Origin of the sequence: Pseudomonas sp. P867, from assembly GCF_019891455.1 — a bacterium.
GTDB lineage: Bacteria > Pseudomonadota > Gammaproteobacteria > Pseudomonadales > Pseudomonadaceae > Aquipseudomonas > Aquipseudomonas synxantha_A.
The window spans coordinates 100,365-125,024 of the sequence record NZ_JAFLXB010000004.1; the positions used below are offsets into that span (position 1 = coordinate 100,365).

25 protein-coding genes are annotated in these 24,660 nt (G+C 62.6%); 23 read left to right on the forward strand and 2 right to left on the reverse strand.

Annotated features, from left to right (window positions below):
- The first annotated feature begins 40 nt into the window (after nucleotides 1-40).
- Genes mscK through trxC form a run of 3 tightly spaced genes read left to right on the forward strand, consistent with a single transcriptional unit; the run spans nucleotide 41 to nucleotide 5,407 of the window.
- The gene (gene mscK, locus J1G33_RS09125) at nucleotides 41-3,424 is read left to right on the forward strand and encodes a mechanosensitive channel MscK (RefSeq protein WP_103733925.1); all 3,384 of its coding nucleotides are present in this window, start codon (nucleotides 41-43) and stop codon (nucleotides 3,422-3,424) included.
- A gap of 48 nt (nucleotides 3,425-3,472) precedes the next feature.
- Nucleotides 3,473-4,936, forward strand: a complete 1,464-nt coding sequence (selO, locus tag J1G33_RS09130; protein ID WP_148852973.1) for a protein adenylyltransferase SelO — start codon at nucleotides 3,473-3,475, stop codon at nucleotides 4,934-4,936.
- A gap of 36 nt (nucleotides 4,937-4,972) precedes the next feature.
- The gene (trxC, locus tag J1G33_RS09135; RefSeq protein ID WP_032878279.1) at nucleotides 4,973-5,407 is read left to right on the forward strand and encodes a thioredoxin TrxC; all 435 of its coding nucleotides are present in this window, start codon (nucleotides 4,973-4,975) and stop codon (nucleotides 5,405-5,407) included.
- Nucleotides 5,408-5,537: 130 nt separating this feature from the next.
- Here the strand turns inward: trxC and J1G33_RS09140 are convergent, their stop codons facing one another.
- On the reverse strand, nucleotides 5,538-5,756 hold the full coding sequence (locus J1G33_RS09140) for a DUF6124 family protein (protein ID WP_103733928.1): 219 nt from the start codon (nucleotides 5,754-5,756) through the stop codon (nucleotides 5,538-5,540).
- A gap of 480 nt (nucleotides 5,757-6,236) precedes the next feature.
- The gene (locus tag J1G33_RS09145) at nucleotides 6,237-7,007 is read right to left on the reverse strand and encodes a ParA family protein (protein WP_032878281.1); all 771 of its coding nucleotides are present in this window, start codon (nucleotides 7,005-7,007) and stop codon (nucleotides 6,237-6,239) included.
- Nucleotides 7,008-7,322: 315 nt separating this feature from the next.
- Here J1G33_RS09145 and J1G33_RS09150 point away from each other — a divergent pair, with 315 nt between their 5' ends.
- Genes J1G33_RS09150 through J1G33_RS09245 form a run of 20 tightly spaced genes read left to right on the forward strand, consistent with a single transcriptional unit; the run spans nucleotide 7,323 to nucleotide 24,649 of the window.
- Entirely contained in the window at nucleotides 7,323-8,045 is a 723-nt protein-coding gene (locus J1G33_RS09150) for a beta-ketoacyl synthase chain length factor (protein WP_223017961.1), read from the forward strand.
- The gene (locus tag J1G33_RS09155) at nucleotides 8,021-8,833 is read left to right on the forward strand and encodes a lysophospholipid acyltransferase family protein (protein ID WP_032878283.1); all 813 of its coding nucleotides are present in this window, start codon (nucleotides 8,021-8,023) and stop codon (nucleotides 8,831-8,833) included. The genes J1G33_RS09150 and J1G33_RS09155 overlap by 25 nt, the downstream gene beginning before the upstream one ends.
- Nucleotides 8,811-9,080, forward strand: a complete 270-nt coding sequence (locus J1G33_RS09160; RefSeq protein WP_005784090.1) for a phosphopantetheine-binding protein — start codon at nucleotides 8,811-8,813, stop codon at nucleotides 9,078-9,080. The genes J1G33_RS09155 and J1G33_RS09160 overlap by 23 nt, the downstream gene beginning before the upstream one ends.
- A 9-nt stretch (nucleotides 9,081-9,089) precedes the next feature.
- Complete coding sequence (locus J1G33_RS09165) at nucleotides 9,090-9,344, forward strand: acyl carrier protein (protein WP_003187949.1); 255 nt, start codon at nucleotides 9,090-9,092, stop codon at nucleotides 9,342-9,344.
- Entirely contained in the window at nucleotides 9,341-9,886 is a 546-nt protein-coding gene (locus J1G33_RS09170; RefSeq protein ID WP_032878284.1) for a membrane protein, read from the forward strand. The genes J1G33_RS09165 and J1G33_RS09170 overlap by 4 nt, the downstream gene beginning before the upstream one ends.
- Nucleotides 9,883-11,553 (forward strand): acyl-CoA synthetase family protein, encoded by a 1,671-nt coding sequence (locus J1G33_RS09175; RefSeq protein WP_223017962.1) that lies wholly within the window; start codon nucleotides 9,883-9,885, stop codon nucleotides 11,551-11,553. The genes J1G33_RS09170 and J1G33_RS09175 overlap by 4 nt, the downstream gene beginning before the upstream one ends.
- Nucleotides 11,546-12,280, forward strand: coding sequence for a glycosyltransferase family 2 protein (locus J1G33_RS09180; RefSeq protein WP_223017963.1), 735 nt, complete (start codon nucleotides 11,546-11,548; stop codon nucleotides 12,278-12,280). Before J1G33_RS09175 ends, J1G33_RS09180 begins: the two co-directional genes overlap by 8 nt.
- Nucleotides 12,277-13,212 carry a glycosyl transferase gene (locus J1G33_RS09185; RefSeq protein WP_032878287.1) on the forward strand — a complete coding sequence of 312 codons (936 nt, stop codon included), beginning with the start codon at nucleotides 12,277-12,279 and terminating at the stop codon, nucleotides 13,210-13,212. Before J1G33_RS09180 ends, J1G33_RS09185 begins: the two co-directional genes overlap by 4 nt.
- Nucleotides 13,196-14,737 carry an aromatic amino acid ammonia-lyase gene (locus J1G33_RS09190; protein ID WP_223017964.1) on the forward strand — a complete coding sequence of 514 codons (1,542 nt, stop codon included), beginning with the start codon at nucleotides 13,196-13,198 and terminating at the stop codon, nucleotides 14,735-14,737. The genes J1G33_RS09185 and J1G33_RS09190 overlap by 17 nt, the downstream gene beginning before the upstream one ends.
- A complete protein-coding gene (locus J1G33_RS09195; RefSeq protein WP_032878289.1) occupies nucleotides 14,730-15,158 on the forward strand; it encodes an acyl-CoA thioesterase in 429 nt (142 codons plus the stop codon). The genes J1G33_RS09190 and J1G33_RS09195 overlap by 8 nt, the downstream gene beginning before the upstream one ends.
- Nucleotides 15,152-15,847, forward strand: coding sequence for an outer membrane lipoprotein carrier protein LolA (locus tag J1G33_RS09200; RefSeq protein WP_262416774.1), 696 nt, complete (start codon nucleotides 15,152-15,154; stop codon nucleotides 15,845-15,847). The genes J1G33_RS09195 and J1G33_RS09200 overlap by 7 nt, the downstream gene beginning before the upstream one ends.
- Nucleotides 15,819-18,149, forward strand: coding sequence for an MMPL family transporter (locus J1G33_RS09205; protein WP_223017965.1), 2,331 nt, complete (start codon nucleotides 15,819-15,821; stop codon nucleotides 18,147-18,149). The genes J1G33_RS09200 and J1G33_RS09205 overlap by 29 nt, the downstream gene beginning before the upstream one ends.
- A 33-nt stretch (nucleotides 18,150-18,182) precedes the next feature.
- Nucleotides 18,183-19,430 (forward strand): NAD(P)/FAD-dependent oxidoreductase, encoded by a 1,248-nt coding sequence (locus J1G33_RS09210; protein WP_223017966.1) that lies wholly within the window; start codon nucleotides 18,183-18,185, stop codon nucleotides 19,428-19,430.
- Nucleotides 19,427-20,176: a class I SAM-dependent methyltransferase gene (locus J1G33_RS09215; protein WP_078820101.1), complete on the forward strand. Its 750-nt coding sequence runs from the start codon at nucleotides 19,427-19,429 to the stop codon at nucleotides 20,174-20,176. Before J1G33_RS09210 ends, J1G33_RS09215 begins: the two co-directional genes overlap by 4 nt.
- Nucleotides 20,173-20,655: a DUF3261 domain-containing protein gene (locus J1G33_RS09220; protein WP_223017967.1), complete on the forward strand. Its 483-nt coding sequence runs from the start codon at nucleotides 20,173-20,175 to the stop codon at nucleotides 20,653-20,655. The genes J1G33_RS09215 and J1G33_RS09220 overlap by 4 nt, the downstream gene beginning before the upstream one ends.
- A complete protein-coding gene (locus tag J1G33_RS09225; protein WP_223017968.1) occupies nucleotides 20,652-21,818 on the forward strand; it encodes a beta-ketoacyl-[acyl-carrier-protein] synthase family protein in 1,167 nt (388 codons plus the stop codon). Before J1G33_RS09220 ends, J1G33_RS09225 begins: the two co-directional genes overlap by 4 nt.
- A complete protein-coding gene (locus J1G33_RS09230) occupies nucleotides 21,815-22,276 on the forward strand; it encodes a hotdog family protein (RefSeq protein ID WP_148852987.1) in 462 nt (153 codons plus the stop codon). The genes J1G33_RS09225 and J1G33_RS09230 overlap by 4 nt, the downstream gene beginning before the upstream one ends.
- On the forward strand, nucleotides 22,273-23,001 hold the full coding sequence (gene fabG, locus J1G33_RS09235) for a 3-oxoacyl-ACP reductase FabG (RefSeq protein ID WP_223017969.1): 729 nt from the start codon (nucleotides 22,273-22,275) through the stop codon (nucleotides 22,999-23,001). The genes J1G33_RS09230 and fabG overlap by 4 nt, the downstream gene beginning before the upstream one ends.
- Nucleotides 23,001-24,227, forward strand: coding sequence for a beta-ketoacyl-ACP synthase (locus tag J1G33_RS09240; protein WP_223017970.1), 1,227 nt, complete (start codon nucleotides 23,001-23,003; stop codon nucleotides 24,225-24,227). The genes fabG and J1G33_RS09240 overlap by 1 nt, the downstream gene beginning before the upstream one ends.
- Nucleotides 24,228-24,253: 26 nt before the next feature.
- Entirely contained in the window at nucleotides 24,254-24,649 is a 396-nt protein-coding gene (locus tag J1G33_RS09245; RefSeq protein ID WP_078820097.1) for a hypothetical protein, read from the forward strand.
- The last annotated feature ends 11 nt before the right edge of the window (nucleotides 24,650-24,660 follow it).

The following is a 24,660-nucleotide window of genomic DNA, read 5'->3' on the forward strand; positions in this document are numbered from 1 at the left end:
CAACAACGCCCCGATTCTTCACCTTGCAAGACCGGTCTCTATGCCAACCCTGCGCACTTTTATCGCCACTGCCCTGCTGGGCCTGACCCTTTGCGTCGGCGCCGTTCACGCTGCCGACCCGCCCAGCGCCGACGCCATCCAGCAAACCCTGGATAAACTGCCCGACCGCAAGCTGCCCGACGCTGACATGAAGGCGTTGCAGGGCATCCTGCAGCAGACCCTGACGTACCTGGCGAACCAGCAGGATTACGAGCAGCGCCTGGCCGATCTCAAGCGCCAGCTGGAAGAGGCCCCACGCCAGACCGCCGACAACCAGCGCGAGCTGGCCCGGCTCAAGGCCACCAAAATCATCCCCGTAGCCCAACGCTACGCCTCGCTGCCCGTGCCGCAGCTTGAGCAATTGCTGGTGCAACGCAGCACCCAGCAAGGCGACCTGCAAAAAGAGCTGGCCGACGCCAACAGCTTGACCATCGCCGCCCAGACCCGCCCCGAGCGCGCCCAGACCGAAATCAGCAGCAGCCAGACGCGCATCCAGCAGATCAACGCCACGCTCAAGCTGGGCAAAGACAACGGCAAAGCCCTCAGCGGCGACCAGCGCAACCAGCTGAACGCTGAACTGGCAGCCCTGAATGCGCTGATCCCCCTGCGCCGCCAGGAGTTGGCCGGCAACAGCCAGTTGCAAGACCTGGGCAACAGCCAGCACGACCTGATCCAGGAAAAAACCGCGCGCCTGGAGCAGGAAATCCAGGACCTGCAAACCCTGATCAACCAGAAACGCCTGGCCCAGTCCCAGCAGACGGTGACGCAACAGTCCATCGAAGCCCAGAAAGCCGGGGGCAGCAGCATCCTTGCCAAGGAAAGCGCCGACAACCTGAAGCTGTCCGACTACCTGCTCAAGAGCACTGACCGCCTCAATGACCTGACCCAGAAGAACCTGCAGACCAAGCAGCAACTGGACACGGTCAACCAGAGCGATTCGGCCCTGGACGAGCAGATCAACGTGCTCAAGGGCAGCCTGCTGCTTTCCAAGATTCTGTATAAGCAAAAACAGGCCCTGCCGCGCCTTACCGTCGACCGCGACCTGGCCGACGATATCGCCAACATTCGCCTGTACCAGTTCGAGGTCAACCAGCAGCGTGAGCTGATCAGTTCCCCCAGCGCCTATGTGGATAACCTGCTGGCCAACCAGCCACCGGACGAAGTCACGCCGCAACTGCGTCGCACCTTGCTGGAACTGGCGATCACCCGCAGCGACCTGCTGGAGCGCCTGAGCCGCGAGCTGAGTGCGCTACTGAACGAATCGATCACCCTGCAACTGAACCAGAAGCAACTGCTGAGCACCGCCACTACACTGCGCGCGACGCTTGATGAGCAGATGTTCTGGATCCCGAGCAACAAGCCGCTGGACACCGAATGGCTGGAAACCGTGCCGGCGCACCTGAGCAAGCAAGTCGCCACGCTGCCCTGGGCGTCCAGTGTCAGCGAACTGTATGACGGCCTGACCCAGCGCCCGTTGCTGTTCCTGCCGCTGCTGCTGTTGCTCGGCGCGCTGTTGTGGCGGCGCAAGGCGTTGTATCAGCGCCTGAACAAGGTCCACCTGGACATCGGTCACTTCAAGCGCGACAGCCAGTGGCATACGCCGCAGGCGATCCTGATCAATATCCTGCTGGCAATGCCGGTGTCTCTGGGCCTGGCGCTGTGCGGCTATGCATTGCAGATCGACGCCCGCGGGCAAAACGCCAACCTGGGCTCGGCCCTGCTGCAGATCGCCCAGGCGTGGCTGGTGTTCTACACCGCCTACCGCATCCTTGCGCCGGGCGGCGTGGCCGAACTGCACTTTCGCTGGGAGAAACCTCAGGTCCAGTTCCTCCAGGGCTGGATACGCAAGCTCGGGCTGGTGGTACTGGCCCTGGTGGCGGTGGTGGCGATTGCCGAACACCAACCGGCGGCACTGGCCGAAGACGTGCTGGGCATTGCCGTGGTGCTCACCTGCTATGGCTTGATGGCGTGGCTGCTGAGTCGCCTGCTGCTCAACAGCCCCACCCATGAAAAGGCCTCGCTGTTTCGCAAGGCCATCGGGCTGGTGTTCACCGCCCTGCCGATCGCGCTGTTCATCGCCGTGTGCTTTGGCTACTACTACACCGCCCTGAAACTCAGCGACCGGCTGATCAACACCCTGTACCTGCTGATGTTCTGGCTGGTGATCGAAGCCACCTTCGTGCGCGGCCTCGGCGTGGCCGCCCGGCGCCTGGCCTATGCCCGCGCCCTGGCCAAACGCCAGGCCGCCAAGGAAGCCGGTGATGGCGAAACGGTGATCGAGGAGCCGACCCTGGACATCGAACAGGTCAACGAACAGTCCATGCGCCTGATCCGCCTGGCCTTGCTCGGCGGCTTTATCGCGGCGCTGTACTGGGTGTGGTCGGACCTGATCTCGGTGTTTTCGTACCTGGATAACGTCACCCTGTACGAATACACCAGCGGTACGGGTACCAATATCAGCATGGTGCCCATCAGTATCGGCGACCTGCTCGGCGCGTCGATCATCATCGGCATCACCTTCGCCCTGGCGCGCAACCTGCCCGGCCTGCTGGAAGTGCTGGTGCTGTCCAAGCTGGACCTGGCCCAGGGCAGCGCCTATGCCACCACCACCTTGCTGTCCTACATCATTGCCGGCGTAGGGTTTGTCACCACCCTGTCCACCCTCGGCGTGAGCTGGGACAAGCTGCAATGGCTGGTTGCGGCGCTGTCGGTGGGCCTGGGCTTCGGTATGCAGGAGATCTTCGCCAACTTCATCTCCGGCATCATGATCCTGTTCGAACGCCCGGTGCGCATTGGCGATACCATCACCATCGGCAACCTGTCAGGTACGGTGAGCAAGATCCGCATTCGCGCCACCACCATCACCGACTTCGACAACAAGGACATCATCGTCCCGAACAAGACCTTCATTACCGGGCAACTGATCAACTGGTCGCTGACCGACACCATCACTCGCGTCACCTTGAAACTCGGCGTGGACTACGGCTCCGATCTGGATCTGGTGAAGGAATTGTTACTCAAAGCCGCACGGGAAAACCCGCGGGTACTGAAAGAACCCGAACCCCATGTGTACTTCCTCAACTTCGGCGAAAGCACCCTGGACCACGAGCTGCGCATGCATGTGCGCGACCTCGGCGACCGCAACCCGGTGCTCGACGAGGTCAACCGCTTTATCAACCGTGAGTTCAAGAAACAGCACATCAACATCTCGTTCCGGCAGATGGAGATCTACCTGAAAAACCTCCACGGCCAGGAATACAAGCTGGTGCCGGCCGAGGATGAGCGCAAGACCATCGTCGAGCCCGTCGACAAGCCCGACGCACCAGAGCCACCCGCCGGCAAAGTGGTGGATGCGCCGGAGCCGCCACCGAGCAAACTCGACTAAACGCCCTGTCCCCAGCAGAATGCTCGGACATTCTGCTGGAGATGGCCGGTGAAAGCCCTCGACGAACTGACCTTCGACAACCGCTTCGCACGCTTGGGCGATGCGTTCTCAACCCACGTTCTGCCCGAGCCTCTGGACGAGCCGCGCCTGGTCGTGGCAAGCAAGGCCGCCATGGCGCTGCTCGACCTCGACCCGGCCGTGGCTGAAACGCCCGTGTTTGCCGAACTGTTTGGCGGCCACAAGCTGTGGGCCGAAGCCGAACCAAGGGCGATGGTCTATTCGGGGCATCAGTTTGGCGGCTACACCCCGCAATTGGGCGATGGCCGCGGGTTGTTGCTGGGCGAGGTCTACAACGAGGCCGGCGAGCATTGGGATTTGCACCTCAAGGGCGCGGGGATGACGCCTTACTCGCGCATGGGCGACGGGCGTGCGGTGTTGCGCTCTTCGATTCGCGAATTCCTTGCCTCTGAAGCCCTGCATGCGCTGGGCATCCCCAGCAGCCGCGCTCTATGCGTGATCGGCTCCAGCACCCCGGTCTGGCGTGAGAAACAGGAACGTGGCGCCATGGTGTTGCGCCTGGCCCATAGCCATATCCGCTTCGGGCATTTCGAATACTTCTACTACACCAAGAAGCCCGAACAGCAGGCCGAGTTGGCCGAACACGTGCTGAACCTGCATTACCCCGAGTGCCGCGAGCAGCCTGAGCCGTACCTGGCGATGTTCCGCGAAATCGTCGAGCGCAATGCCGAAATGATCGCCAAGTGGCAGGCCTATGGCTTTTGCCACGGGGTGATGAACACCGACAACATGTCGATTCTGGGCATCACCTTCGACTTCGGGCCCTTCGCGTTTCTCGATGATTTTGACGCGCACTTCATCTGCAACCACTCCGACCATGAAGGGCGCTACTCCTTCAGCAACCAGGTGCCTATCGGGCAGTGGAACCTCAGCGCCTTGGCCCAGGCGCTTACGCCGTTCATCAGCGTTGATGCCTTGAAGGAGGCACTTGGCCTGTACCTGCCGTTCTACCAGGCCCACTACCTGGACCTGATGCGCCGCCGGCTGGGGCTCACGAGCGCTGAAGAGGATGACCAGAAACTGGTGGAAGACTTGCTCAAGCTGATGCAGAACAGCGGCGTGGACTACACACTGTTCTTCCGACGCCTGGGCGATGAATCCGCGGCGCTGGCCGTGACGCGGCTACGTGACGACTTTGTCGACCTGGCCGGGTTTGATACCTGGGCCGAGCGGTACAAGGCCCGCGTTGCGCGGGACGGGGATTTCACCCAGGAACAGCGCCGTGAGCGGATGCATGCGGTGAACCCGCTCTACATCCTGCGTAACTACCTGGCCCAAAACGCCATCGCCGCCGCCGAATCAGGCGACTACAGCGAAGTGCGACGGCTGCATGAAGTGCTAACCAGGCCGTTTGAAGAGCAAGCGGGGATGGAGCAGTACGCGCAACGGCCGCCGGATTGGGGTAAGCATTTGGAGATTAGTTGTTCGTCGTAAGTCCTGAAACCCATAGCCACCCCCAAGGAGCCCCCGATGTCCGAATCTCTTGTCATCCCCTGCCCACATTGCAACGGCCTCAACCGCATCCCCGGCGAACGCCTGGGTGATGCGCCCAAGTGCGGGCGTTGCAAGCAGTCGGTGTTGCTGAGCAAACCCTTTGATTTGAAACAGGGCGACTATGCCAGCCAGATCAAGGGCGACCTGCCGCTCCTGGTCGATGTGTGGGCCGAATGGTGCGGGCCGTGCAAGTCGTTTGCGCCGGTATTCGAGCAGGCCGCCGGGCAGCTTGAAGGCAAGTGCCGGCTGGCGAAGCTGGACAGTGAGGCTAATCAGCAGCTGTCGGCGCAGTTGGGGATTCGTTCTATTCCCAGTTTGATTCTGTTCAAGAACGGTCGCGAAGTGGCGCGCCAGAGCGGGGCGTTTCCGTTGCCGCAGCTGATGAGCTGGTTGCGTAGCCAGGGCGTATAAACATCCCCCGCCATCAACTCGGTCAATGTGGGAGCTGGCTTGCCTGCGATGCAGGCGACTCGGTCTGCCTGGTACACCGAGGCGATGCTATCGCAGGCAAGCCAGCTCCCACATTGAATGCATTTCAGCTTTAGGTCAGGGGGGCTTCGCGGTCCATCATCTGGCCGACCAGCATGACGCCCAGTTCGCTTAATTGGTGAATCGCCAGAGCCACATCGCGATGTTCGCCTGTGAGGTCGTTGGACAAGTTGAGTAATAGCGTGCGCACGGAGGAGAAGGTTTCGTAGCTGTTGAGCACGAGGGCTTCGGTGGGGAGGTTGGGTGAAACATTGAAAAGACGGATAGACATGCATTTGTTCCCTGATAGGGCCACTACCGTTTCGCTACTAAACGAAGGGTGGCAGCTGTACGCAGGTTAGTAGACCGGGGAACAAAGCAAAGACCGGCGCACCCGAAGGTGCCCTGCGCACAGCCACCATCAGATAGGCGATAACGCCATGCTTTTGGAGCAGGTGCACATGCTTTGGTCGGTCGGGCTACTAAACCCGATCACTGAACATTCAGCGACCGGCAAACCTTAGAGACGCCCATCCAGACGCACAAGCCGGCGGATTCTGGCGTAGCTGTAGGCAAGGTTACAAGGCACAAGCCCAATTGCCAGACCCTTCCTACAGACCCTGTGGGACAAATCCAACCCACCTGCCGAAATGCAATCCAAACTGTGGGAGCTGGCTTGCCTGCGATGCAGGCGACTCGGTCTGCCTGGTACACCGAGGTGATGCCATCGCAGGCAAGCCAGCTCCCACAGTGTTCTGCGCTGCCTGTGGGGTCAGGCGTTTTCCAGCAGGTTATGCAACTCCACAAACTGCTGAGTCAGCTTGTGCCGTGGGTCGAGGTGGATCAGCGGCTTGCTCTCCTGGTGCGACTCGCGCATTCGCACCGAGCTGGCCAGGTACACCGGCAGCACCGGCAGCCCTTCGGCAATCAGTTCATCCAGAATCTGCTGCGGCAGGCTGGCCCGGGCCTGAAACTGGTTGACCACGATACCTTCCACTTCCAGGCCTTCATTATGGTCTTCCTTCAGTTCTTCGATTTCCGCCAGCAGGCCATACAGGGCCTGGCGCGAAAAGCTGTCGCAATCGAAGGGGATCAGCACACGATCAGCCGCAATCAGCGCAGAAACCGCATAGAAGTTCAACGCGGGTGGAGTATCGAGGTAAATCCGGTCGTAATCCTCGCTCAACTCATCCAGCAGCTTTCGCAGCTTGTTGATCTTGTGCTTGGCTTCGAGCTTGGGCTGCAGGTCTGCCAGCTCGGCGGTGGCGGTGATGACGTGCAGGTTGTCGAACGGCGTTTCGTAGATATCAACCTTGTTCTTCTTCGAAAACGGCCCGGAAGACAACGTTTGCTTGAAAAAATCCGCGATCCCCATGGGGATGTCTTCGCCCGTCAACCCGGTGAGGTACTGGGTCGAGTTGGCTTGCGCATCGAGGTCCACCAACAAGGTTCGATAACCTTCGCTGGCGCTGACCGCCGCCAGGTTGCAGGCGATGCTGGACTTGCCCACGCCGCCTTTTTGATTGAACACCACGCGCCGCATGGAAAAACCTCCGTGTATCAATGAATGACCGAGTGTAGAGCGCAAAAGCGCCAGTTAGCTACCTCGTTCATCCATACGCTGTGCCTGGCTCACAAATGAATGGGAAATCTCCGACGACCCAGCCTGGCCTGTGATCGCCGACAATCTGTAAATTCTTCCAACTTATTTGTGATCAATAGTGAACAAATTTTCACCACTATTTGCTAGAACCCCGCGGCACCGGGATAATGCGCGCCATTCGGCTATTGCTCTCTGTCCCGGAATCCGGGGCCATTGGCCGCACATGGAAGCCCGCAGGGGCGGGATAACTTCTCAGTGATCAACTTCAACATCGCCCAATGGCGCGCCTGGGCTCCTGGCCTTGAGAGTGCGCACGACTGGCACGCCTGGTGCCGGGACCCGGTGTTGCCGCCCGTCAGCGAAGCCTGCCCGGATGTGTCATTTCTGCCAGCTATGCAGCGCCGCCGCTTGAGCCGGCTGGCGCGCATGGCGTTCAGCGTCGGCTGGCCGCTGGCCGAGGGCCTTGCAGAGCTGCCGCTGGTGTTCATTTCCCGCCACGGCGAAACCCCGCGCACCCTGGATATCCTCAGTGATCTGGCCAACGAGCAGCCGCTGTCGCCCACCCAGTTCAGCCTGTCGGTGCACAACGCGGTGATCGGCCTGTGGTCGATCCTGCGCAATGAAACCGCCGAGATGACTGCCCTCGCCGCCGTTGGCGATGGCCTGGAGCACGGCCTCCTCGAAGCCGCCGCACTGCTCAACGAAGGCGCCCCGGCGGTGCTGCTGGTGATCACTGAAGAACAGCCGCCCGAAGCCTACGCCGGCTGGATCCATGACGTACCGTTCCCCTATGCCCTCGGCCTGTTGCTCACACCGGGCGACGAGTGGCAGCTGGAACTTACCACCGGCACTGTCCAACCCTCCACCATCGCCCAGTGGCCCCACGCCCTGAACCTGCTGCGCACCCTGCTGACCGAACAGGGCGCCTGCCAACATGCCTGGAAGAACCGAGTATGGAACTGGCAACGCAAGCCCTGACCGACAAGCCTCGGGACGCCTATTACTGGCGCCTGCTCGCTACCGCCGCGAGCTTTTTCCTGTTCGGCGTGGGCGGGCTGTGCCTGCGTTTGCTGGTGTTTCCATTGCTCAGTTGCTTGCCGGGCAGTGCCGAACAGCACCAGCGCCGTGCACGTCACACCATCAGCCGGCTGTTCTGGTTCTTTGTGCGGTTGATGCAGCGTGTCGGCGTGCTGACCTACAGCGTGGAAGGCGCCGAGAAGCTCGGGCGCCCAGGGCAGATGATCGTTGCCAACCACCCGTCGCTGATCGATGTGGTGTTCCTGATCGGCCTGATGCGCCAGACCAACTGCGTGGTCAAGCAGAGCCTGTTCCAGAACCCCTTCACCCGCGGGCCGGTGCGTGATGCCGGCTACATCAGCAACGACGGCAGCGCCGATATGCTCGATGCGGCTGCCGATGCCCTGCGCGCCGGCCAGACCCTGATCATCTTTCCCGAAGGCACCCGCACCACACCCGGCGCGGCCCCCGCCTTTCATCGCGGCGGCGCGGCCATTGCCCTGCGGGGTGCGACAATCATCACCCCGGTGGTGATCAAGGTCAGCCCCACCACCCTGACCAAGGCCGAACCCTGGTATCGCATCCCCAAACGTCGATTTCACTTCAGTTTGCGCGTGGGGGCCGATATAGAGCCACAAGCGTTTGCCGCGCTCGGCGCCGCGCCCCAGGCTTCACGCAAGCTCAACGATTACCTGCATCACTATTTCATTAAGGAGCTCGCCGAAGATGAGCGACCAAAAAAGCCTTGAGCACGAGATAAAAGAGCTGATCATCGAGGCCCTGGGCCTGGAAGACATCAGCGCCGACGACATTGGCAGCGAACAGACTCTGTTTGGCGAAGGCCTGGGCCTGGACTCGGTCGATGCCCTGGAATTGGGCCTGGCGATCCAGAAAACCTACGGCATCAAGATCGATGCCGACGCCAAGGACACCCGCAATCATTTCACCAACGTGGCCAGCCTTGCGGCGTTCGTCACGGCCCGACAGGCAGCTTGAGACCGTACCATGCAAACTCGTGACGATATTTTCAACACCCTGCGCGATGCCTTGGTGGAACTGTTTGAACTGCCCCCGGAGCGCGTCACCCTCGACGCCAACCTGTATCAAGACCTGGAAATCGACAGCATCGACGCCGTGGACCTGATCGACCACATCAAGCGCCAGACCGGTAAGAAGATCGCCGCCGAAGAATTCAAGGCGGTGCGCACCGTGAACGACGTGGTTGAGGCGGTATACCGTCTGGTCCAGCCCGCCGCATGAGCCGGCTGATCGGCCTTGGCCTGTTGTTGGCGGGGCTGCTGTACCCCTTTGCGGTGTATTACGGCACCGAGCATTTTGCACCGTGGCAATTCGGCCTGTTGCTGGGCAGCCTGTGGCTGTTGCGCGCCCTGACCGCTGGGCGGCGCCCGGGCAGCCGCTGGATGGCGGTGACGGTGATCGTGTTCTGCGTGCTGCTGGCCTGGTTCGATAACCCGCAGTGGCTGCGTTGGTACCCCAGCCTGGTCAGCGCGTTCATGTTGGCGCTGTTCGGCCTGAGCCTGAAATACGGCCCGCCGATGGTCGAGCGCCTGGCACGCATGACTGACCCGCAACTGCCGCCGAAGGCAATCGTGTATACCCGCCAGGTCACCGTGGTGTGGAGTGCATTTTTTCTGTGTAACGGCTTGCTCGCCGCCGCGCTCACGCTGTGGGCGCCGCTGAGCTGGTGGACGTTGTACAACGGCTTGATCGCCTACGGGCTGATAGCGCTGTTGTTTGCCGTGGAATGGCTGGTACGACAAAGGGTTCGAGGCCGCGTATGAATGGGTTGAAACTTGAGCACTTGTTGCTTGAGCCGCTGCAACAGCGCTGGGTCACCACCGAGCCTGACATGAATCACGCCCAGCTGTGGGAAGCATCCCTGCGCCTGGCGGCCGGCCTGCAGGCGCGAGGCATCCAGCGCCTGGCCGTGTACCTGGAAGACGCGGGCGTCCTGGCGATTGCCTTGCTGGGCGCCTGGCGCGCCGGTGCCAGCGTACTGCTGCCGGCCGACCTGCAGCCCCAGACCCGCCATCGCTGGGATCCTGCCGTCGACGCCTGGTTGATCGAAGCCGCTGATCTCGAGGCGCTGTACCAGGCGCCACTGAGCCCTGCGGTTCTCGACCTGGACACCTGCCAACTGAGCCTGTGCACCTCCGGCTCCAGCGGCGAGCCCAAGCGCATCGACAAGTCCCTGCGCCAGTTGGCCAATGAAGTGGAGGCGCTGGAAGCCCTGTGGGGGGCGGACCTCAAAGACGCCTGCATCATCGGCAGCGTCGCCACCCAGCACATCTACGGCTTGCTGTTTCGCGTGCTGTGGCCGCTGTGCGCAGGTCGCACCTTTGTGCGCAAGCAACTGGCGTTCCCCGAAGACATGCAGCGCGCCAGCCGCGAGCACCCACAATTTGCCTGGGTCGCCAGCCCGGCGCTGCTCAAACGCATGGGCGACAACCTCGACTGGCCGGCACTGAGCCAGGTTGCGCGGGTGTTTTCCTCCGGTGGCGCGCTGCCCGTTGAAGCCGCCGGCAGTCTGTATGACCGCTTGCAGCAATGGCCGACGGAAATTCTCGGCAGCTCGGAAACCGGCGGCATCGCCTGGCGCCAGGGCGCGCAACCCTGGCAGCCGTTTGCCGATGTGCAACTGAGCCAGGATGCCGACGGCGCGCTGCGCATCGCATCAAAGTACCTGCCCGAAGGGCACATCGAACAGACCGCCGACGCTGCACGCATCCATGCCGATGGCCGCTTCGAATTGCTGGGCCGCCTGGACCGCATCGTCAAGCTGGAAGAAAAACGCATCTCCCTGCCGATGCTCGAACAGGCATTGATGACCCATCCCTGGGTCGCCGAAACCCGCTTGGGTGTAGTGCAGGAAAACCGCGCCTCCCTTGGCGCGCTGGTGGTGCTCAGCAGCGATGGCCTGCATGCCCTGCGCAACCAGGGCCGGCGCACGCTCACCCAAACCCTGCGCCAGCACCTGGGCCAACATTGCGTAGCCCTGGCCCTGCCCCGTCGCTGGCGGTTGCTGCGCCAATTGCCGCTCAACAGCCAGGGCAAGCTGCCCCAGGCCGATATCGAAGCACTTCTGCTGGCTCCCCGGCCAAAAGCCCCCGAAGTGCTGGAGCAGGTCGAAGCCGATGGCGAATGGACCGTGCAACTGAGCGTTCCGCCGGACCTGGCCTATTTCAGCGGACACTTCCCGGTAACGCCCGTGCTGCCGGGCGTGGTGCAAGTGGAATGGGCGTTCAACCTGGGCCAGCAACTGCTCGACTTGCCGAGCACCTTCGCCGGCATGGAAGTGCTCAAGTTCCAGCAACTGGTGCGCCCGGGCGATCAGATTGAACTGCACCTGCGCTTTGACCCGGAACGCAGCAAGCTTTATTTCACCTACCGCAACGGCGTTGCCGCCTGTTCCAGCGGTCGCATACAGTTGGTGACTGCGAATGCATAACCCCTGCGCCCTGATTCCGGTGTACAACCACGAAACTGCCGTACCCGCCGTGGTCCGCAGCCTGCTGGACAGCGGCCTGCCGTGCCTGCTGGTCGACGACGGCAGCAGCCCGGCCTGCGCAGCGGTGTTGGCGCAATTGGCCACCCTCGACAACGTCACCCTGTTGACCCTGCCCAGCAACCAGGGCAAGGGCGGCGCCGTGATGGCCGGCTTTCGCGAAGCGGCGCGCCAGGGCTACACCCACGCCCTGCAAGTGGACGCCGACGGCCAGCACGACCTGCGTGAAGTCGAGACCTTTATCGACACTTCGCGCCGGCACCCTGACGCCGTCATCTGCGGCTACCCCGAATACGACGACAGCGTGCCCAAAGGCCGTTTGTATGCGCGTTACCTGACCCACGTATGGGTGTGGATCAACACCCTGTCGTTGCAGATTCGCGACTCGATGTGCGGTTTTCGCGTGTACCCGCTGGCACCAACCCTGGCCTTGATGGACTCGGCCTACATCGGCACGCACATGGATTTCGACTCGGACATCCTGGTGCGCCTGGCCTGGCGCAACCAACCGATGCGCTGGCTGCCGACCCAGGTGCACTACCCGGCCGACGGCCTGTCGCACTTTCGCTTGTTCCGCGACAACGTTCGCATCAGCGCCATGCACGCGCGGCTGTTTTTCGGCATGTTGGTGCGTGCGCCGATGATCCTGTGGCGACGGTGGCAGGCATGAGCGACAGCACCAAGCACTGGGCCGACCGCGAGGAACGCGGCAGCTTCTGGCTGATGAAGCTCACGGCGCTCGCCGCAAAAGTCCTGGGTCGTCGCCTGTTGAGCCCTTTGCTCTACAGCATCGTTTTCTACTTCTTTCTGTTTGGCCGCACGGCGCGCCACAGCGCCTGGCAATATCAACAGCGCCTGGCCCAATGGAGCGGGCGCGATGAACTGCTGCCCAGCCACCGGAAAGTCTTCGGCCAGTTCATGGCCTTCGCCGATTCCCTGCTCGACAAGCTCGACGTATGGAACGGCAAGCTGGGCCTGGAACAGATCGAAATCAACGACCCGGCGCAATTGCGCGGGCAACTGCGTGGCGAACGCGGGCAGATGCTGGTAGGCGCGCACCTGGGCAACCTGGAAGTGTGCCGTGCACTGGCGGAGATCGGTGAACAGGTCACCATGAACGTGTTGGTGCACACCAAGCACGCCGAGCGTTTCAACCGCCTGTTGGGCGAAGCCGGGGCCAGCCATTTGCGCCTGATCCAGGTCAGCGAGCTGGACCCGGCCACCATGCTGCTGCTCAGCCAGCGCCTGGACGACGGCGAATGGCTGGCAATTGCCGGTGACCGCATACCGTTGCACGGTGGGCGCACGGTGCGCGTGGATTTCCTCGGCCACCCGGCTGCGTTCCCCCAAGGCCCGTGGCTGCTGGCCGGGCTGCTCAAATGCCCAGTGAACCTGCTGATGTGTCTGAAACACCAAGGCCGCTATCGCCTGACCATCGAGCCTTTCGCGCCGTTGATCGAATGGAAGCGCAGCACCCGTGAGCAGGTGATTGCCGAGTGGACCGCCCGCTACGCCGCACGCCTGGGCCAGTTCTGCCTGCAAGCGCCCCAACAATGGTTCAACTTTTACCCTTTCTGGAAGACCGATGACGACGCATCTTGAGCCGGTAACCTTTGGCGAACGCCCCTTGCGCATCGAAGACGTGCTGGCCCTGGCCAACCGTCAGGCGCCCACGCAATTGCAGGGTGATGCTGCCTATCGTCAGCGCATCGCCAAGGGCGCGCAGTTTCTCGACTCGCTGCTGGACAAGGAAGGCGTGATCTACGGCGTCACCACCGGCTACGGCGACTCCTGCGTGGTGGCGGTACCGCTGGAACACGTCGAAGCCTTGCCGCGTCACCTGTACACCTTTCACGGTTGCGGCCTGGGCAAGCTGCTCGACGCCCAAGCCACCCGCGCCGTGTTGGCGGCGCGTTTGCAGTCGCTGTGCCATGGCGTGTCGGGCGTACGCGTGGAACTGCTGGAACGCCTGCACGCCTTCCTTGAACACGATGTGCTGCCACTGATCCCGGAAGAAGGCTCGGTGGGCGCCAGCGGTGATCTGACGCCGCTGTCCTACGTGGCAGCGACCTTGTCCGGCGAACGTGAAGTGCTGTTTCGTGGCGAACGCCGCCCGGCGGTCGACGTGCACCGCGAACTGGGCTGGGAGCCTTTGGTGCTGCGCCCCAAGGAAGCCCTGGCCTTGATGAACGGCACCGCCGTGATGACTGGCCTGGCCTGCCTGGCTTTCGCCCGCGCCGACTACCTGCTCCACCTGGCGACGCGCATCACCGCGCTCAATGTGGTGGCGCTGCAAGGCAACCCGGAACACTTCGACGAGCGCCTGTTCGCCGCCAAGCCTCACCCTGGGCAGATGCAAGTGGCCGCGTGGCTGCGCAATGACCTGGCGATCGATGCACCGACCGCGCCGCTGCATCGCTTGCAGGATCGCTACTCGCTGCGCTGCGCGCCCCATGTGCTCGGCGTGTTGGCCGACAGCCTGAGCTGGTTGCGCTCGTTCATCGAGATCGAGCTCAACAGCGCCAACGACAATCCGATCATCGACGCTGAAGAAGAACGCGTACTGCACGGCGGGCACTTCTACGGCGGGCATATCGCCTTCGCCATGGACAGCCTCAAGACCCTGGTGGCCAACGTCGCCGACCTGCTCGACCGCCAGCTCGCGCTGCTGGTGGACGTGCGTTACAACCATGGCCTGCCAAGCAACCTCTCGGGCGCCCCCGCCGACCGCGCGATGATCAATCACGGTTTCAAGGCCGTGCAGATCGGCACCAGCGCCTGGACCGCCGAAGCATTGAAGAACACCATGCCGGCCAGTGTGTTCTCACGCTCCACCGAGTGCCACAACCAGGACAAGGTGAGCATGGGCACCATCGCTGCCCGCGATGCAATCCGCGTACTGGAGCTGACCGAACAAGTAGCCGCCGCCGCCCTGCTCGCCGCCAACCAGGGCGTGTGGCTGCGAGCCCAAGCAGAAGATGCCCGAGCGCTGCCACCGGCACTGGCCGCAATGCACGCAGAATTGGCCATGGACTTCCCGCCAGTCATCGAAGACCGTGCCCTGGAAGGCGAACTGCGCCTGTGCCTGCAACGCATCGCCGCGCAACACTGGAGGCTGCATGCGTAGCCCCGGCGTATTGCACTGCGACACGCAAATCCTCGTGCCGTTTTTCGATATCGACACCATGAACGTGGTGTGGCACGGGCACTACGTGAAGTACCTGGAAGTGGCGCGCTGTGCGCTGCTGGACAAGATCGGCCATAACTACACGGCGATGCTCGAGTCCGGCTACGCCTGGCCGGTGATCGACATGCAGCTACGCTATGTACGTGGCGCGACCTTCGGCCAGACGCTCAATGTGCGTGCCAGCCTGGTGGAGTGGGAGAACCGTTTGAAGGTCAACTACCTGATCACTGACCTGGCGAGCGGCGAGCGCTTGACCCGCGCCAGCACCGTGCAAGTGGCGGTGCAAATCGCCAACCGCGAGATGCAACTTGCCTCGCCCAAGATATTCACCGATGCCGTAGAAAGGGCCCTGAAATGCTGACCCCTGTGGGAGCGGGCTTGCCCGCGATGGTCGTTAACGATAACGCACGACGCCTGACACTACGCAGCGTCCTCAGGTTCTTCGCGGGCAAGCCCGTTCCCACAGGGATTGTGCTTATCCTGCTGTTGGGCGTTCCAGGCTTGGCCCAGGCGTTCGACTTGCAGCAGTTGAGCGATCAGCTTGCAAAACCCTCTGTCATCCACGGCAGCTTCACTCAGGAAAAACACCTGCGCGCCCTGCCCCAGCCGCTGGTCAGCAAAGGCACCTTCGTGCTCGCCAAGGACCACGGCCTGTTATGGCTGCTCAAGACCCCGCTGCAACAGGACTACCGCATCACAGGCCAAGGCATCGCCCGGCGTGACGCCAACGGCTGGCAACCGCTGCCGAACAAGAGCGCCGGGGCCGAACAGAATCGCCTGTTTCTCGCCGTACTCCAGGGCGACAGCAGCGGCTTGCAGCGTGACTTCGAACTGCAACTGCAAGGCCAGCCCCACAACTGGAAGCTCACGCTGACCCCGCGCTCATTGCTGCTCAAGCAAGTGTTCACCCGGATCAATATCGACGGCGGCGAACTGGTGCAAACCATCGAGCTGCTGGAAACCCAGGGCGACAGCACCGTATTGCGTATGCAGGACAGCACGGCCGACCAACCCTTGAGCGATGCGGAGCAACACGACTTTGCCCAGTGAGCGCCTGCTGCCGCGCCTGTTCCTGATCCTGCTGGTGGCCGTGCTGGCCCTGGCCGGCTGGCAGTGGCGCCATGGCGCGCCGTTGTCGGCCAACCTGATGGAACTGGTGCCGGGCAGTACGCCGGACGCCCTGGAACAGCAGGCCGAACAGCGTATGCAAGAACCGCTGAACCGCGAGATGCTGGTACTGGTGGGCCATGCCGACCGCCAGCAAGCACTGGCCGCGGCGCAGCAAATGGGCGAGCGTTGGCAGGCCAGCGGTCTGTTTGAACAGGTGCAATGGAACCTGCAAGCCGACTTGCCGGCGTTGCGCGAGCAACTGCTGCGTGGGCGTTTGTCGATGCTCTCGGCCAACGACCGTGAGCAACTGATCGAACGCCCCGGCGCTTTTATCCAGCAGCGGGTACAAGCACTGTTCGACCCGTTCACCGGCTTCAGCCTGGTGCCGAGCCAGGACGACTGGCTCGGCCTGACCGGGCGTATCCAGAACAGCCAGCCACAACACGGCGCGGTTCAGCTGGACATCGGCAGCGGCGCCTTGATCGCCGAAGCCGACGGCCAAAGCTGGGTGCTGGTGCGGGCACGCACCAACGGCAATGCCTTCGATATGAAATTGCCGTTGCAAGTGGCGGATTTACTCCAGGCCAGCCGCGAGCAGGCGGGTGAGCACGGCGCGCAATTGCTCGCCGCCAGCGGCTTGCTCTACGCGGCCAATGGGCAGCAGCAAGCCACGCGGGAAATCACCTGGGTCGGCGGTGGCGCAACCATCGGCATCCTGTTGTTGCTGTTGCTGGCTTTCCGACGCTGGAGGGTGTTGCTGGCATTTGTGCCGGTGCTGGTGGGCATGCTGTTTGGCGCAGTCGCTTGTGTGGCACTGTTTGGGCATATGCATGTGATGACCCTGGTGCTGGGCTCCAGCCTGATCGGCGTGGCGGTGGATTACCCACTGCACTACCTGTCCAAAAGCTGGAGCCTGCAACCCTGGCGCAGTTGGCCGGCGTTGCGCCTGACCCTGCCGGGGCTGAGCCTGAGCCTGGCCACCAGTTGCATCGGCTACCTGGCGCTGGCCTGGACACCCTTCCCGGCGCTGACGCAAATCGCGGTGTTCTCCGCCGCCGGGCTGGTGGGGGCTTATTTGTGTGCGGTGTGCCTGCTGCCTGCGCTGCTCAAGGGTGTGGAGCTGCGCCCGGCGCAATGGCCGCTGCGTGTCGCCCAGGCCCTATGGCAACTGCGTACCGCCTTGATCAAACGCGTGCCCGGTTCAGTGCTGCTGGTGGCGGTGCTGGTGTTCTGCGCCGCCGGCCTGTGGCAGCTCAACAGCAAGAACGATATTCGCCAATGGATCGGCGCGCCGCCGCAATTGCTCCAGGAAGCACAGGCCGTAGCGCGCATCACCGGGTTCCAGCCCACCAGCCAGTTTTTCCTGGTGCGCGCAGATAATCAGCAGCAGTTGCTGGAACGCCAGGCCGCCTTGGGCAAACGCCTGGATCAGTTGGTGAACATGGACAAGCTCCAGGGTTACCTGGCGCTCAGTCAACTGGTGAACCTGCCCGAGGAGCAGCAACAACTGCGCGATGCGCTGAACACTCTGGCGCAACACTGGCAACCGCTGCTGGACCTCGGCGTGCCCGTCAGTGCCCTGCAGGCTGAAGTCGCGCAGTTGCAGGCGCTGCCCACTCAAGACATTGACGCAGCGCTGCAAGGCCCGCTGGCCGAACCCTGGCGCACGCTCTGGCTCGGCCCGGTCGACGGCGGCGTGGCGGCCATGGTCAGCTTGCAAGGCTTGAACAACCCGGCGTTGCTGCGGGTGCAGGCGCTGGATTTGCCCGGCGTGCAACTGGTCAATCGCTTGGGCGACTTGAACCGCGTGTTTGCCGACACGCAAATCAGCGCAGCCGAATTGAAGTTGCTGTCGTGCGTGCTGATCGTGCTGTTGCTGATTGCGCCCTTCGGTTTTGGCGGCGCCTTGCGTATCGTCGCCCTGCCCCTGCTGGCCGCGCTGTGCAGCCTGGCCAGCCTCGGCTGGCTGGGCCAGCCGCTGACCTTGTTCAGCCTGTTTGGCCTGTTGCTGGTCACGGCCATCAGCGTTGACTACGCGATCTTGATGCGCGAGCAGATCGGCGGCCCGGCCGTCAGCCTCTTGGGAACACTGCTGGCGGCGTTGACAACCTGGTTGTCGTTCGGCCTGCTGGCGGTGTCGAGCACACCGGCCGTGAGTAATTTCGGTTTATCGGTCAGCCTGGGCCTGGCATTCAGCTTTATGCTGGCGCCCTGGGCAGCCCAGCAGAAACACACCTTATGAATGCGATTATCGCCCATGCGGCAAGGAGCCCTCGTGCCCACAGTTGAAATGGAACGTCGCCAGGTGGTGGTGATCGGTGCCGGGCCATCCGGTGCCATTGCGGCCGCGCTGCTAAAGTGCAAAGGGCATGATGTATTGATCATCGAACGCGAGCATTTCCCGCGTTTTTCGATTGGCGAAAGCCTGCTGTCGCACTGCATCGACTTCATCGAAGAAGCCGGGATGCTCGACGCTGTGCAAGCGGCGGGCTTCCAGGTAAAAACCGGCGCCGCGTTCGCCTGGGGCGAGCGCTACAGTGCGTTTGACTTTGGCGACACCTTCAGCAACGGCAAGCCCACCACCTTCCAGGTGCAGCGCGGCGAGTTCGACAAGTTGCTGGCCGATCAGGCGGCGCTGCAAGGTGTGGAAATCCGCTATGGCCAAAGCATTGTCGGTGTGGATTTCTCCGGCGAGTGCCGCTACCTGCATGTGCGCCGACAGAACGGCAGCGAGTACCACATCAAAGCCAAGTTCGTGCTCGACGCCAGCGGCTATGGCCGCGTGCTGCCGCGCCTGCTGGACCTTGAGGCGCCCTCGAACTTCCCGCTGCGCCAGGCCGTGTTCACTCACATCGAAGACCGCATCGAACACCCAGGCTTTGATCGCAGCAAAATTCTGGTCACCACCCACCCGACCCAGCGCGACATCTGGTTCTGGACCATCCCGTTCAGCAACGGCCGTTGCTCGGTGGGCGTGGTCGCGGCCAAAGAGCATTTCGATGGCCGCGACAGCGACCTTGATGCCTGCCTGCGCAGCTTTGTCGATGAAACGCCAAGCCTGGCCGCCGTGCTGCAAAACGCCGTCTGGGACACCCCGGCACGCAGCATCGGCGGCTATTCGGCCAACGTCAAAAGCCTGCACGGCCCAGGCTTTGCGCTGCTGGGCAATGCGGCGGAATTTCTCGACCCGGTGTTCTCGTCCGGCGTGACCATCGCCATGCGGTCGGCCAGCATGGCCGCCGCTGTGCTGCACCGTCAGCTCAACGGCGAGACCGTGGACTGGCAAAGCGAATTCGCCGAACCCTTGAAGCGCGGTGTCGATACCTTCCGCTGCTACGTCGAAGGCTGGTATGCCGGTACGTTCCAGGATGTGATTTTCCATCCAGGCAGCTCACCGGAGATTCGCCGCATGATCAGTTCGATCCTGGCCGGTTACCCCTGGGATGAGCGCAACCCGTTTGTCAGCGAGCCGAAACGGCGATTGCGGATGTTGTCGGATATTTGTGCGAGTGAAGCGGTATGAGCAGTCCTGCCGTTGAAAAAAACTACCTGAGCAAAAATTATGTCGAGGAAACCAGGTTCGGCTTCTGGTTCCTGCGCAGCCACACCTGGCAGCATCACGTATTGCGCGTGGCGATCAACGACCTGCGCAGCCTGTTCAGCGAACCGCTGCCGGTGGCCCCGGTGTTGCTGGACGCCGGTTGTGGCCAGGGTAAGTCCTTCCGGTTGCTGCAGCAGGTGTTTGCGCCTTCACGCCTGATCGGCCTGGATGCCGACCCCCACAGTCTGGAGCTGAGCCGTGAAGAGGCTGCGCGCCAGGGCCTGGCTGTCGAGCTGATCGGCAGTGACTGCGCCACCCTCGATGTACCGGACGCCAGCGTCGATATCGTGTTTTGCCACCAGACTTTTCACCACTTGGTCGAGCAACATCGCGCACTCAAGGAGTTCTATCGGGTACTCAAACCGGGCGGCTATCTGCTGTTTGCCGAATCCACCGAAGCCTATATCGACACCTGGGTGATTCGCTGGTTGTTCCGCCACCCGATGCATGTGCAAAAAAGCGCCGAAGAGTACTTGGAGATGCTGCGCGAGCAAGGCTTTGAATTCGACTCGCAGAATGTCTCGTACCCCTACCTGTGGTGGAGCCGCTCCAGCGACTTCGGCCTGCTGGAGCGCTGGGGCCTGCGCAAGGCGCCGCCGGTGGGCCAGCGCGAGGAAACCCTGGTCAACTGCGTAGCGCGCAAACCTTTGGAGAACGCCGCCTCATGATGCGCCTGCTGTTAATGGGTTGCCTGTTGCTGCTCAGTGCCTGCGCCAGCCAGGCACCGCTGCCGGAAAAAATCCCGGCCATGGCCTTACCGATGCAACTGCATGTGCAGCGCCTGGCGGACGGGCAGCGCCAGGACTGGCTGCTGGTGATCCAGCGCGAAGGCCACGCGATTCGCTGGTCGATGATGGACCCCTTGGGCATTCCCCTGGCCCGGCAAAAACTGCTCGATGGGCAGTGGCAAGCCGACGGCTTGCTGCCACCCAATCCCCAGGCGCGGGAGCTGTTTGCCGCGCTGCTGTTTGCCCTGACCCCGGCCGGTGATGTGCCGGCGCTGTATCCGCACGCCCAGGCCATGGACCTGACGCGCACGCTGCCGGGCCATTGGCAAATCATCTATCAGTCTTCCGAGGTGTTCAGCGTGAACATGGCCGGCCAGCCGTTGAGTTATCGCATCACCCCGCTGGGTATCAGCCGATGACCGCTTACCTCAATGCCCTCGGTGTGATCTGCGCCCTTGGCCGCGGCCAGGCCGAAGTCAGCCGCAACCTGTTTGCCGGTGACTGCTCAGGGATGCGCGCCGAAAGCGGCTGGGTGCCGGAGCGCGTGGTGCCGGTGGCTGCCGTCCAGGGCGAACTGGTGCCTCTGCCGGTGGAACTGGCTCAACAAAGCAGCCGCAATAACCAGTTGTTGCTGGAAGCGGCGTTGCAGATTGAAGATGAGATCCGTCAGGCCATTCAAACCTATGGCCCAGGGCGAGTCGGCGTGGTGCTTGGCACCAGCACCTCGGGCATCGACGAAGCCAGCCGTGGCATTGCTCATTACCTGCGCGACAAGCAGTTCCCTGCCGACTACGACTACCAGCAACAGGAACTCAGCGCCCCGGCAAACTTCCTCGCCGACTGGCTGCAATTGAGCGGCCCGGCCTATGTGATTTCCACCGCCTGCACCTCAAGCGCCCGTGCCTTGATGAGCGCCCAGCGCCTGCTGAACCTGGGGGTATGCGATGCGGTGATCTGTGGCGGCGTGGACAGCCTGTGCAAGCTGACCCTGAACGGATTTACCTCGCTGGAGGCGGTATCCAGCGAGCGCTGTAACCCGTTCTCGGTGAACCGCAACGGCATCAATATCGGTGAGGCGGCGGTACTGTTCCTGATGAGCCGCGAGCCGGCACCGATCGCCTTGCTGGGCAGCGGTGCCAGTTGCGACGCTCACCATATCTCCGCGCCCGAGCCCAGCGGCAAGGGCGCGTTGCAAGCGATGCGCAAGGCCCTGGCCAACGCAAAGCTGGCTCCCGAGCAGATCGGCTACCTGAACCTGCACGGCACCGCCACTCAACACAACGACGCCATGGAAAGCCTGGCGGTCGCCAGCCTGTTCCCCGGCGGTGTGGCCTGTTCGTCGACCAAGCCCATGACCGGCCACACCCTTGGCGCCGCCGGAGCGCTGGAAGCGGCGTTCTGCTGGCTGAGCCTGGCTCACGCCCAGCTGCCGCCTCACGTGTGGGATGGCCACGCCGACCCGGCGCTGCCGCCCTTGCAATGGACGCACAGCGGCGACACCTTGAAAAAAACCTGCCTGATGAGCAACTCGTTTGCCTTCGGCGGTAATAACGTCAGCCTGATAATCGCAGAGGCCCCATGAACGATTGGCCACTTGCCGAGCTGCTACCCCACGCGGGCGACATGATCCTGATCGACCAGGTGCTGTCGTTCGATGATGAGCAAGTCCGCACCCGCGTCACCGTCAAGCCCGACGGCCTGTTCAACCGCCCTGACGGTAGCCTGCCGGCCTGGGTCGGCCTGGAATTGATGGCGCAAAGCGTCGCCGCTTATGCCGGCTGCCATGCACGCCAGCACGGCCGCGCGGTGGAACTGGGCTTCCTGTTGGGTACACGCAAGTTCGAGTGCAATGTCGAGTACTTCCCGGCAGGCGCCGAGCTGAATATCCACGGCCTGCGCTCCCTGGAAGACGACAACGGCATGGGTGTGTTCGAATGCCACCTCACCGGTAAGGGTATCCAGGCCAGTGCGCGCCTGAACGTATTTCGACCGCCCCAGGCGGCCAACTATTTAGATGAATCGAAGGACCCAACGTCATGACTGAATCCGTACTGGTCACCGGCTCCAGCCGTGGCATCGGCCGCGCCATTGCCCTGCGCCTGGCCCAGGCCGGCCATGACATCGTGCTGCATTGCCGCAGTGGCCGCGCCGAAGCCGACACCGTGCAGGTCGAGATCGAGGCCCTGGGTCGCAAGGCGCGGGTGCTGCAATTCGACGTGTCCGACCGCGCCAGTTGCAAGGCCACCCTTGAAGCCGACGTGGAGCAACATGGCGCCTACTACGGCGTGGTGCTCAATGCCGGCCTGACCCGCGACGGCGCCTTCCCTGCCCTGTCGGAAGACGACTGGGACGTGGTGATGCGCACCAATCTCGATGGTTTCTACAACGTGCTGCACCCAGTGATGATGCCGATGATTCGACGTCGCGCCGCTGGGCGTATCGTGTGCATCACCTCGGTGTCCGGGTTGATCGGCAACCGCGGCCAGGTCAACTACAGTGCTTCAAAAGCCGGCCTGATCGGCGCAGCCAAGGCGCTGGCGATCGAACTGGGCAAACGCAAGATCACCGTCAACTGCGTGGCGCCGGGGTTGATCGACACGGCGATGCTGGATGAAAACGTCCCCGTCGAAGAACTGATGAAAATGATCCCGGCACAGCGCATGGGCACGCCGGAAGAAGTGGCTGGCGCGGTAAATTTCCTGATGTCGGCCGAAGCGGGCTATATCACACGCCAGGTGCTGGCCGTGAACGGAGGCTTGTGCTGATGAAGCGCGTCGTTGTCACCGGCATGGCCGGCGTGACGTCCCTGGGCAGCGATTGGGACACCATCGCCGCCAACTTTCGCGCCAACCGCAGCGGTATCCGGCGCATGGATGAATGGGACCGCTTTACCGAATTGAACACGCGCCTGGCCGGGCCGATTGATGAATTTGTGGTGCCTGCGCACTGGACCCGCAAGCAATTGCGCAGCATGGGCCGTGTCTCGCGCCTGGCGGTGTGGGCAGCGGAGCAGGCACTGCAGGATGCCGGCTTGCTCGGTGACCCGTCGATCAAGGACGGGCGCATGGGCGTGGCCTGTGGCTCGTCCACCGGCAGCACCGATGAGATCAAGGCGTTCGGCAATATGCTGCTCAATTCCGTGGCCGAGGGGCTAAACGCCAACTCCTATGTGCGGATGATGCCGCACACCACCGCGGCGAATATCAGCATTTTCTTTGGCCTCACCGGGCGCTTGATCCCCACGTCCAGCGCCTGCACCAGCGGTAGCCAGGGCATCGGCTATGCCTATGAAGCGATCAAGTTCGGGCGCCTGCCCTTGATGCTCGCCGGTGGCGCCGAAGAACTGTGTCCCACCGAAGCCATGGTGTTCGATGCACTCTACGCCACCAGCCTGAAAAACGATGCGCCGCAAACCAGTCCGCGCCCCTACGACAGCGGCCGTGATGGCCTGGTGATTGGGGAAGGCGCCGGCATCCTGGTACTGGAAGAGTTGGAACACGCGTTGGCGCGGGGCGCGCATATTCACGCTGAGCTGGTTGGCTTTGGCAGCAATGCCGACGGCCAGCACACCACCCGCCCGGAACAGAAAACCATGCGCCGTGCCATGGAACTGGCACTGGAAGACGCTGGGCTTGCACCTTCTGCCATCGGCTATGTGAACGGCCACGGCACCGCCACCGACCAAGGTGACATCGCCGAAACCCTGGCCACCAGCAGCCTGTTCGGCAGCCGTATGCCGATCAGCTCGCAGAAGAGTTTCCTCGGCCACACCCTGGGTGCCTGCGGCGCGCTGGAGTCGTGGTTCAGCATCGAGATGATGAACCGCGACCACTACGTGCACACCTTCAACCTGGATTCGGTCGACCCGCAATGCGGCGAGCTCGATTACCTGCAAGGGGGCTTTCGCCAGATGCACAACGACTACGTGATGAACAACAATTTTGCCTTCGGCGGCGTCAACACCTCGCTGATCTTCCGCCGCTGGGCCTGACTTTTTAATCGATTGGAGAAAACGGAATGTCTTCCCTGCTACGCGCTACCCTGATCACCCTGGCCCTGTTGACCACTGCCGGCTGCACCAGCAAACCAGTGCTCAACACCCAGCACGAACTGCCGGCCACGACCCAGGTCAGCGAAGAAAAAATGAAACAGGTGATCGTCGCTGCCCTGCAAAAACGTGAGTGGACAGTACAACGCCTGAGCCCGCAACTGGTGCAGGCCGAGATCACCGTGCGCGGCCAGTTCTATGCAGCAATCGATATCCGCTACACCCGCAACAGCTACGCCATCACCTACCGCGACAGCCGCGACCTGGGCTACAAGGACGGCAAGATCCATCGCAATTACAACCGTTGGGTGAGCATGCTGGACCGGGATATTCTGGCGGGGATACGCTCGGCCGGGATGCAGTAAGGCCAAATGTG

Bases quoted from the DNA above. Each gene is read 5' to 3' on its own strand.
- mscK (WP_103733925.1), top strand. From the start codon at position 41: ATGCCAACCCTGCGCACTTTTATCGCCACTGCCCTGCTGGGCCTGACC.
- trxC (WP_032878279.1), top strand. From the start codon at position 4,973: ATGTCCGAATCTCTTGTCATCCCCTGCCCACATTGCAACGGCCTCAAC.
- J1G33_RS09140 (WP_103733928.1), bottom strand. From the start codon at position 5,756: ATGTCTATCCGTCTTTTCAATGTTTCACCCAACCTCCCCACCGAAGCC.
- J1G33_RS09145 (WP_032878281.1), bottom strand. From the start codon at position 7,007: ATGCGGCGCGTGGTGTTCAATCAAAAAGGCGGCGTGGGCAAGTCCAGC.
- J1G33_RS09155 (WP_032878283.1), top strand. From the start codon at position 8,021: ATGGAACTGGCAACGCAAGCCCTGACCGACAAGCCTCGGGACGCCTAT.
- J1G33_RS09160 (WP_005784090.1), top strand. From the start codon at position 8,811: ATGAGCGACCAAAAAAGCCTTGAGCACGAGATAAAAGAGCTGATCATC.
- J1G33_RS09165 (WP_003187949.1), top strand. From the start codon at position 9,090: ATGCAAACTCGTGACGATATTTTCAACACCCTGCGCGATGCCTTGGTG.
- J1G33_RS09170 (WP_032878284.1), top strand. From the start codon at position 9,341: ATGAGCCGGCTGATCGGCCTTGGCCTGTTGTTGGCGGGGCTGCTGTAC.
- J1G33_RS09175 (WP_223017962.1), top strand. From the start codon at position 9,883: ATGAATGGGTTGAAACTTGAGCACTTGTTGCTTGAGCCGCTGCAACAG.
- J1G33_RS09180 (WP_223017963.1), top strand. From the start codon at position 11,546: ATGCATAACCCCTGCGCCCTGATTCCGGTGTACAACCACGAAACTGCC.
- J1G33_RS09185 (WP_032878287.1), top strand. From the start codon at position 12,277: ATGAGCGACAGCACCAAGCACTGGGCCGACCGCGAGGAACGCGGCAGC.
- J1G33_RS09190 (WP_223017964.1), top strand. From the start codon at position 13,196: ATGACGACGCATCTTGAGCCGGTAACCTTTGGCGAACGCCCCTTGCGC.
- J1G33_RS09195 (WP_032878289.1), top strand. From the start codon at position 14,730: ATGCGTAGCCCCGGCGTATTGCACTGCGACACGCAAATCCTCGTGCCG.
- J1G33_RS09200 (WP_262416774.1), top strand. From the start codon at position 15,152: ATGCTGACCCCTGTGGGAGCGGGCTTGCCCGCGATGGTCGTTAACGAT.
- J1G33_RS09205 (WP_223017965.1), top strand. From the start codon at position 15,819: ATGCGGAGCAACACGACTTTGCCCAGTGAGCGCCTGCTGCCGCGCCTG.
- J1G33_RS09215 (WP_078820101.1), top strand. From the start codon at position 19,427: ATGAGCAGTCCTGCCGTTGAAAAAAACTACCTGAGCAAAAATTATGTC.
- J1G33_RS09220 (WP_223017967.1), top strand. From the start codon at position 20,173: ATGATGCGCCTGCTGTTAATGGGTTGCCTGTTGCTGCTCAGTGCCTGC.
- J1G33_RS09225 (WP_223017968.1), top strand. From the start codon at position 20,652: ATGACCGCTTACCTCAATGCCCTCGGTGTGATCTGCGCCCTTGGCCGC.
- J1G33_RS09230 (WP_148852987.1), top strand. From the start codon at position 21,815: ATGAACGATTGGCCACTTGCCGAGCTGCTACCCCACGCGGGCGACATG.
- fabG (WP_223017969.1), top strand. From the start codon at position 22,273: ATGACTGAATCCGTACTGGTCACCGGCTCCAGCCGTGGCATCGGCCGC.
- J1G33_RS09240 (WP_223017970.1), top strand. From the start codon at position 23,001: ATGAAGCGCGTCGTTGTCACCGGCATGGCCGGCGTGACGTCCCTGGGC.
- J1G33_RS09245 (WP_078820097.1), top strand. From the start codon at position 24,254: ATGTCTTCCCTGCTACGCGCTACCCTGATCACCCTGGCCCTGTTGACC.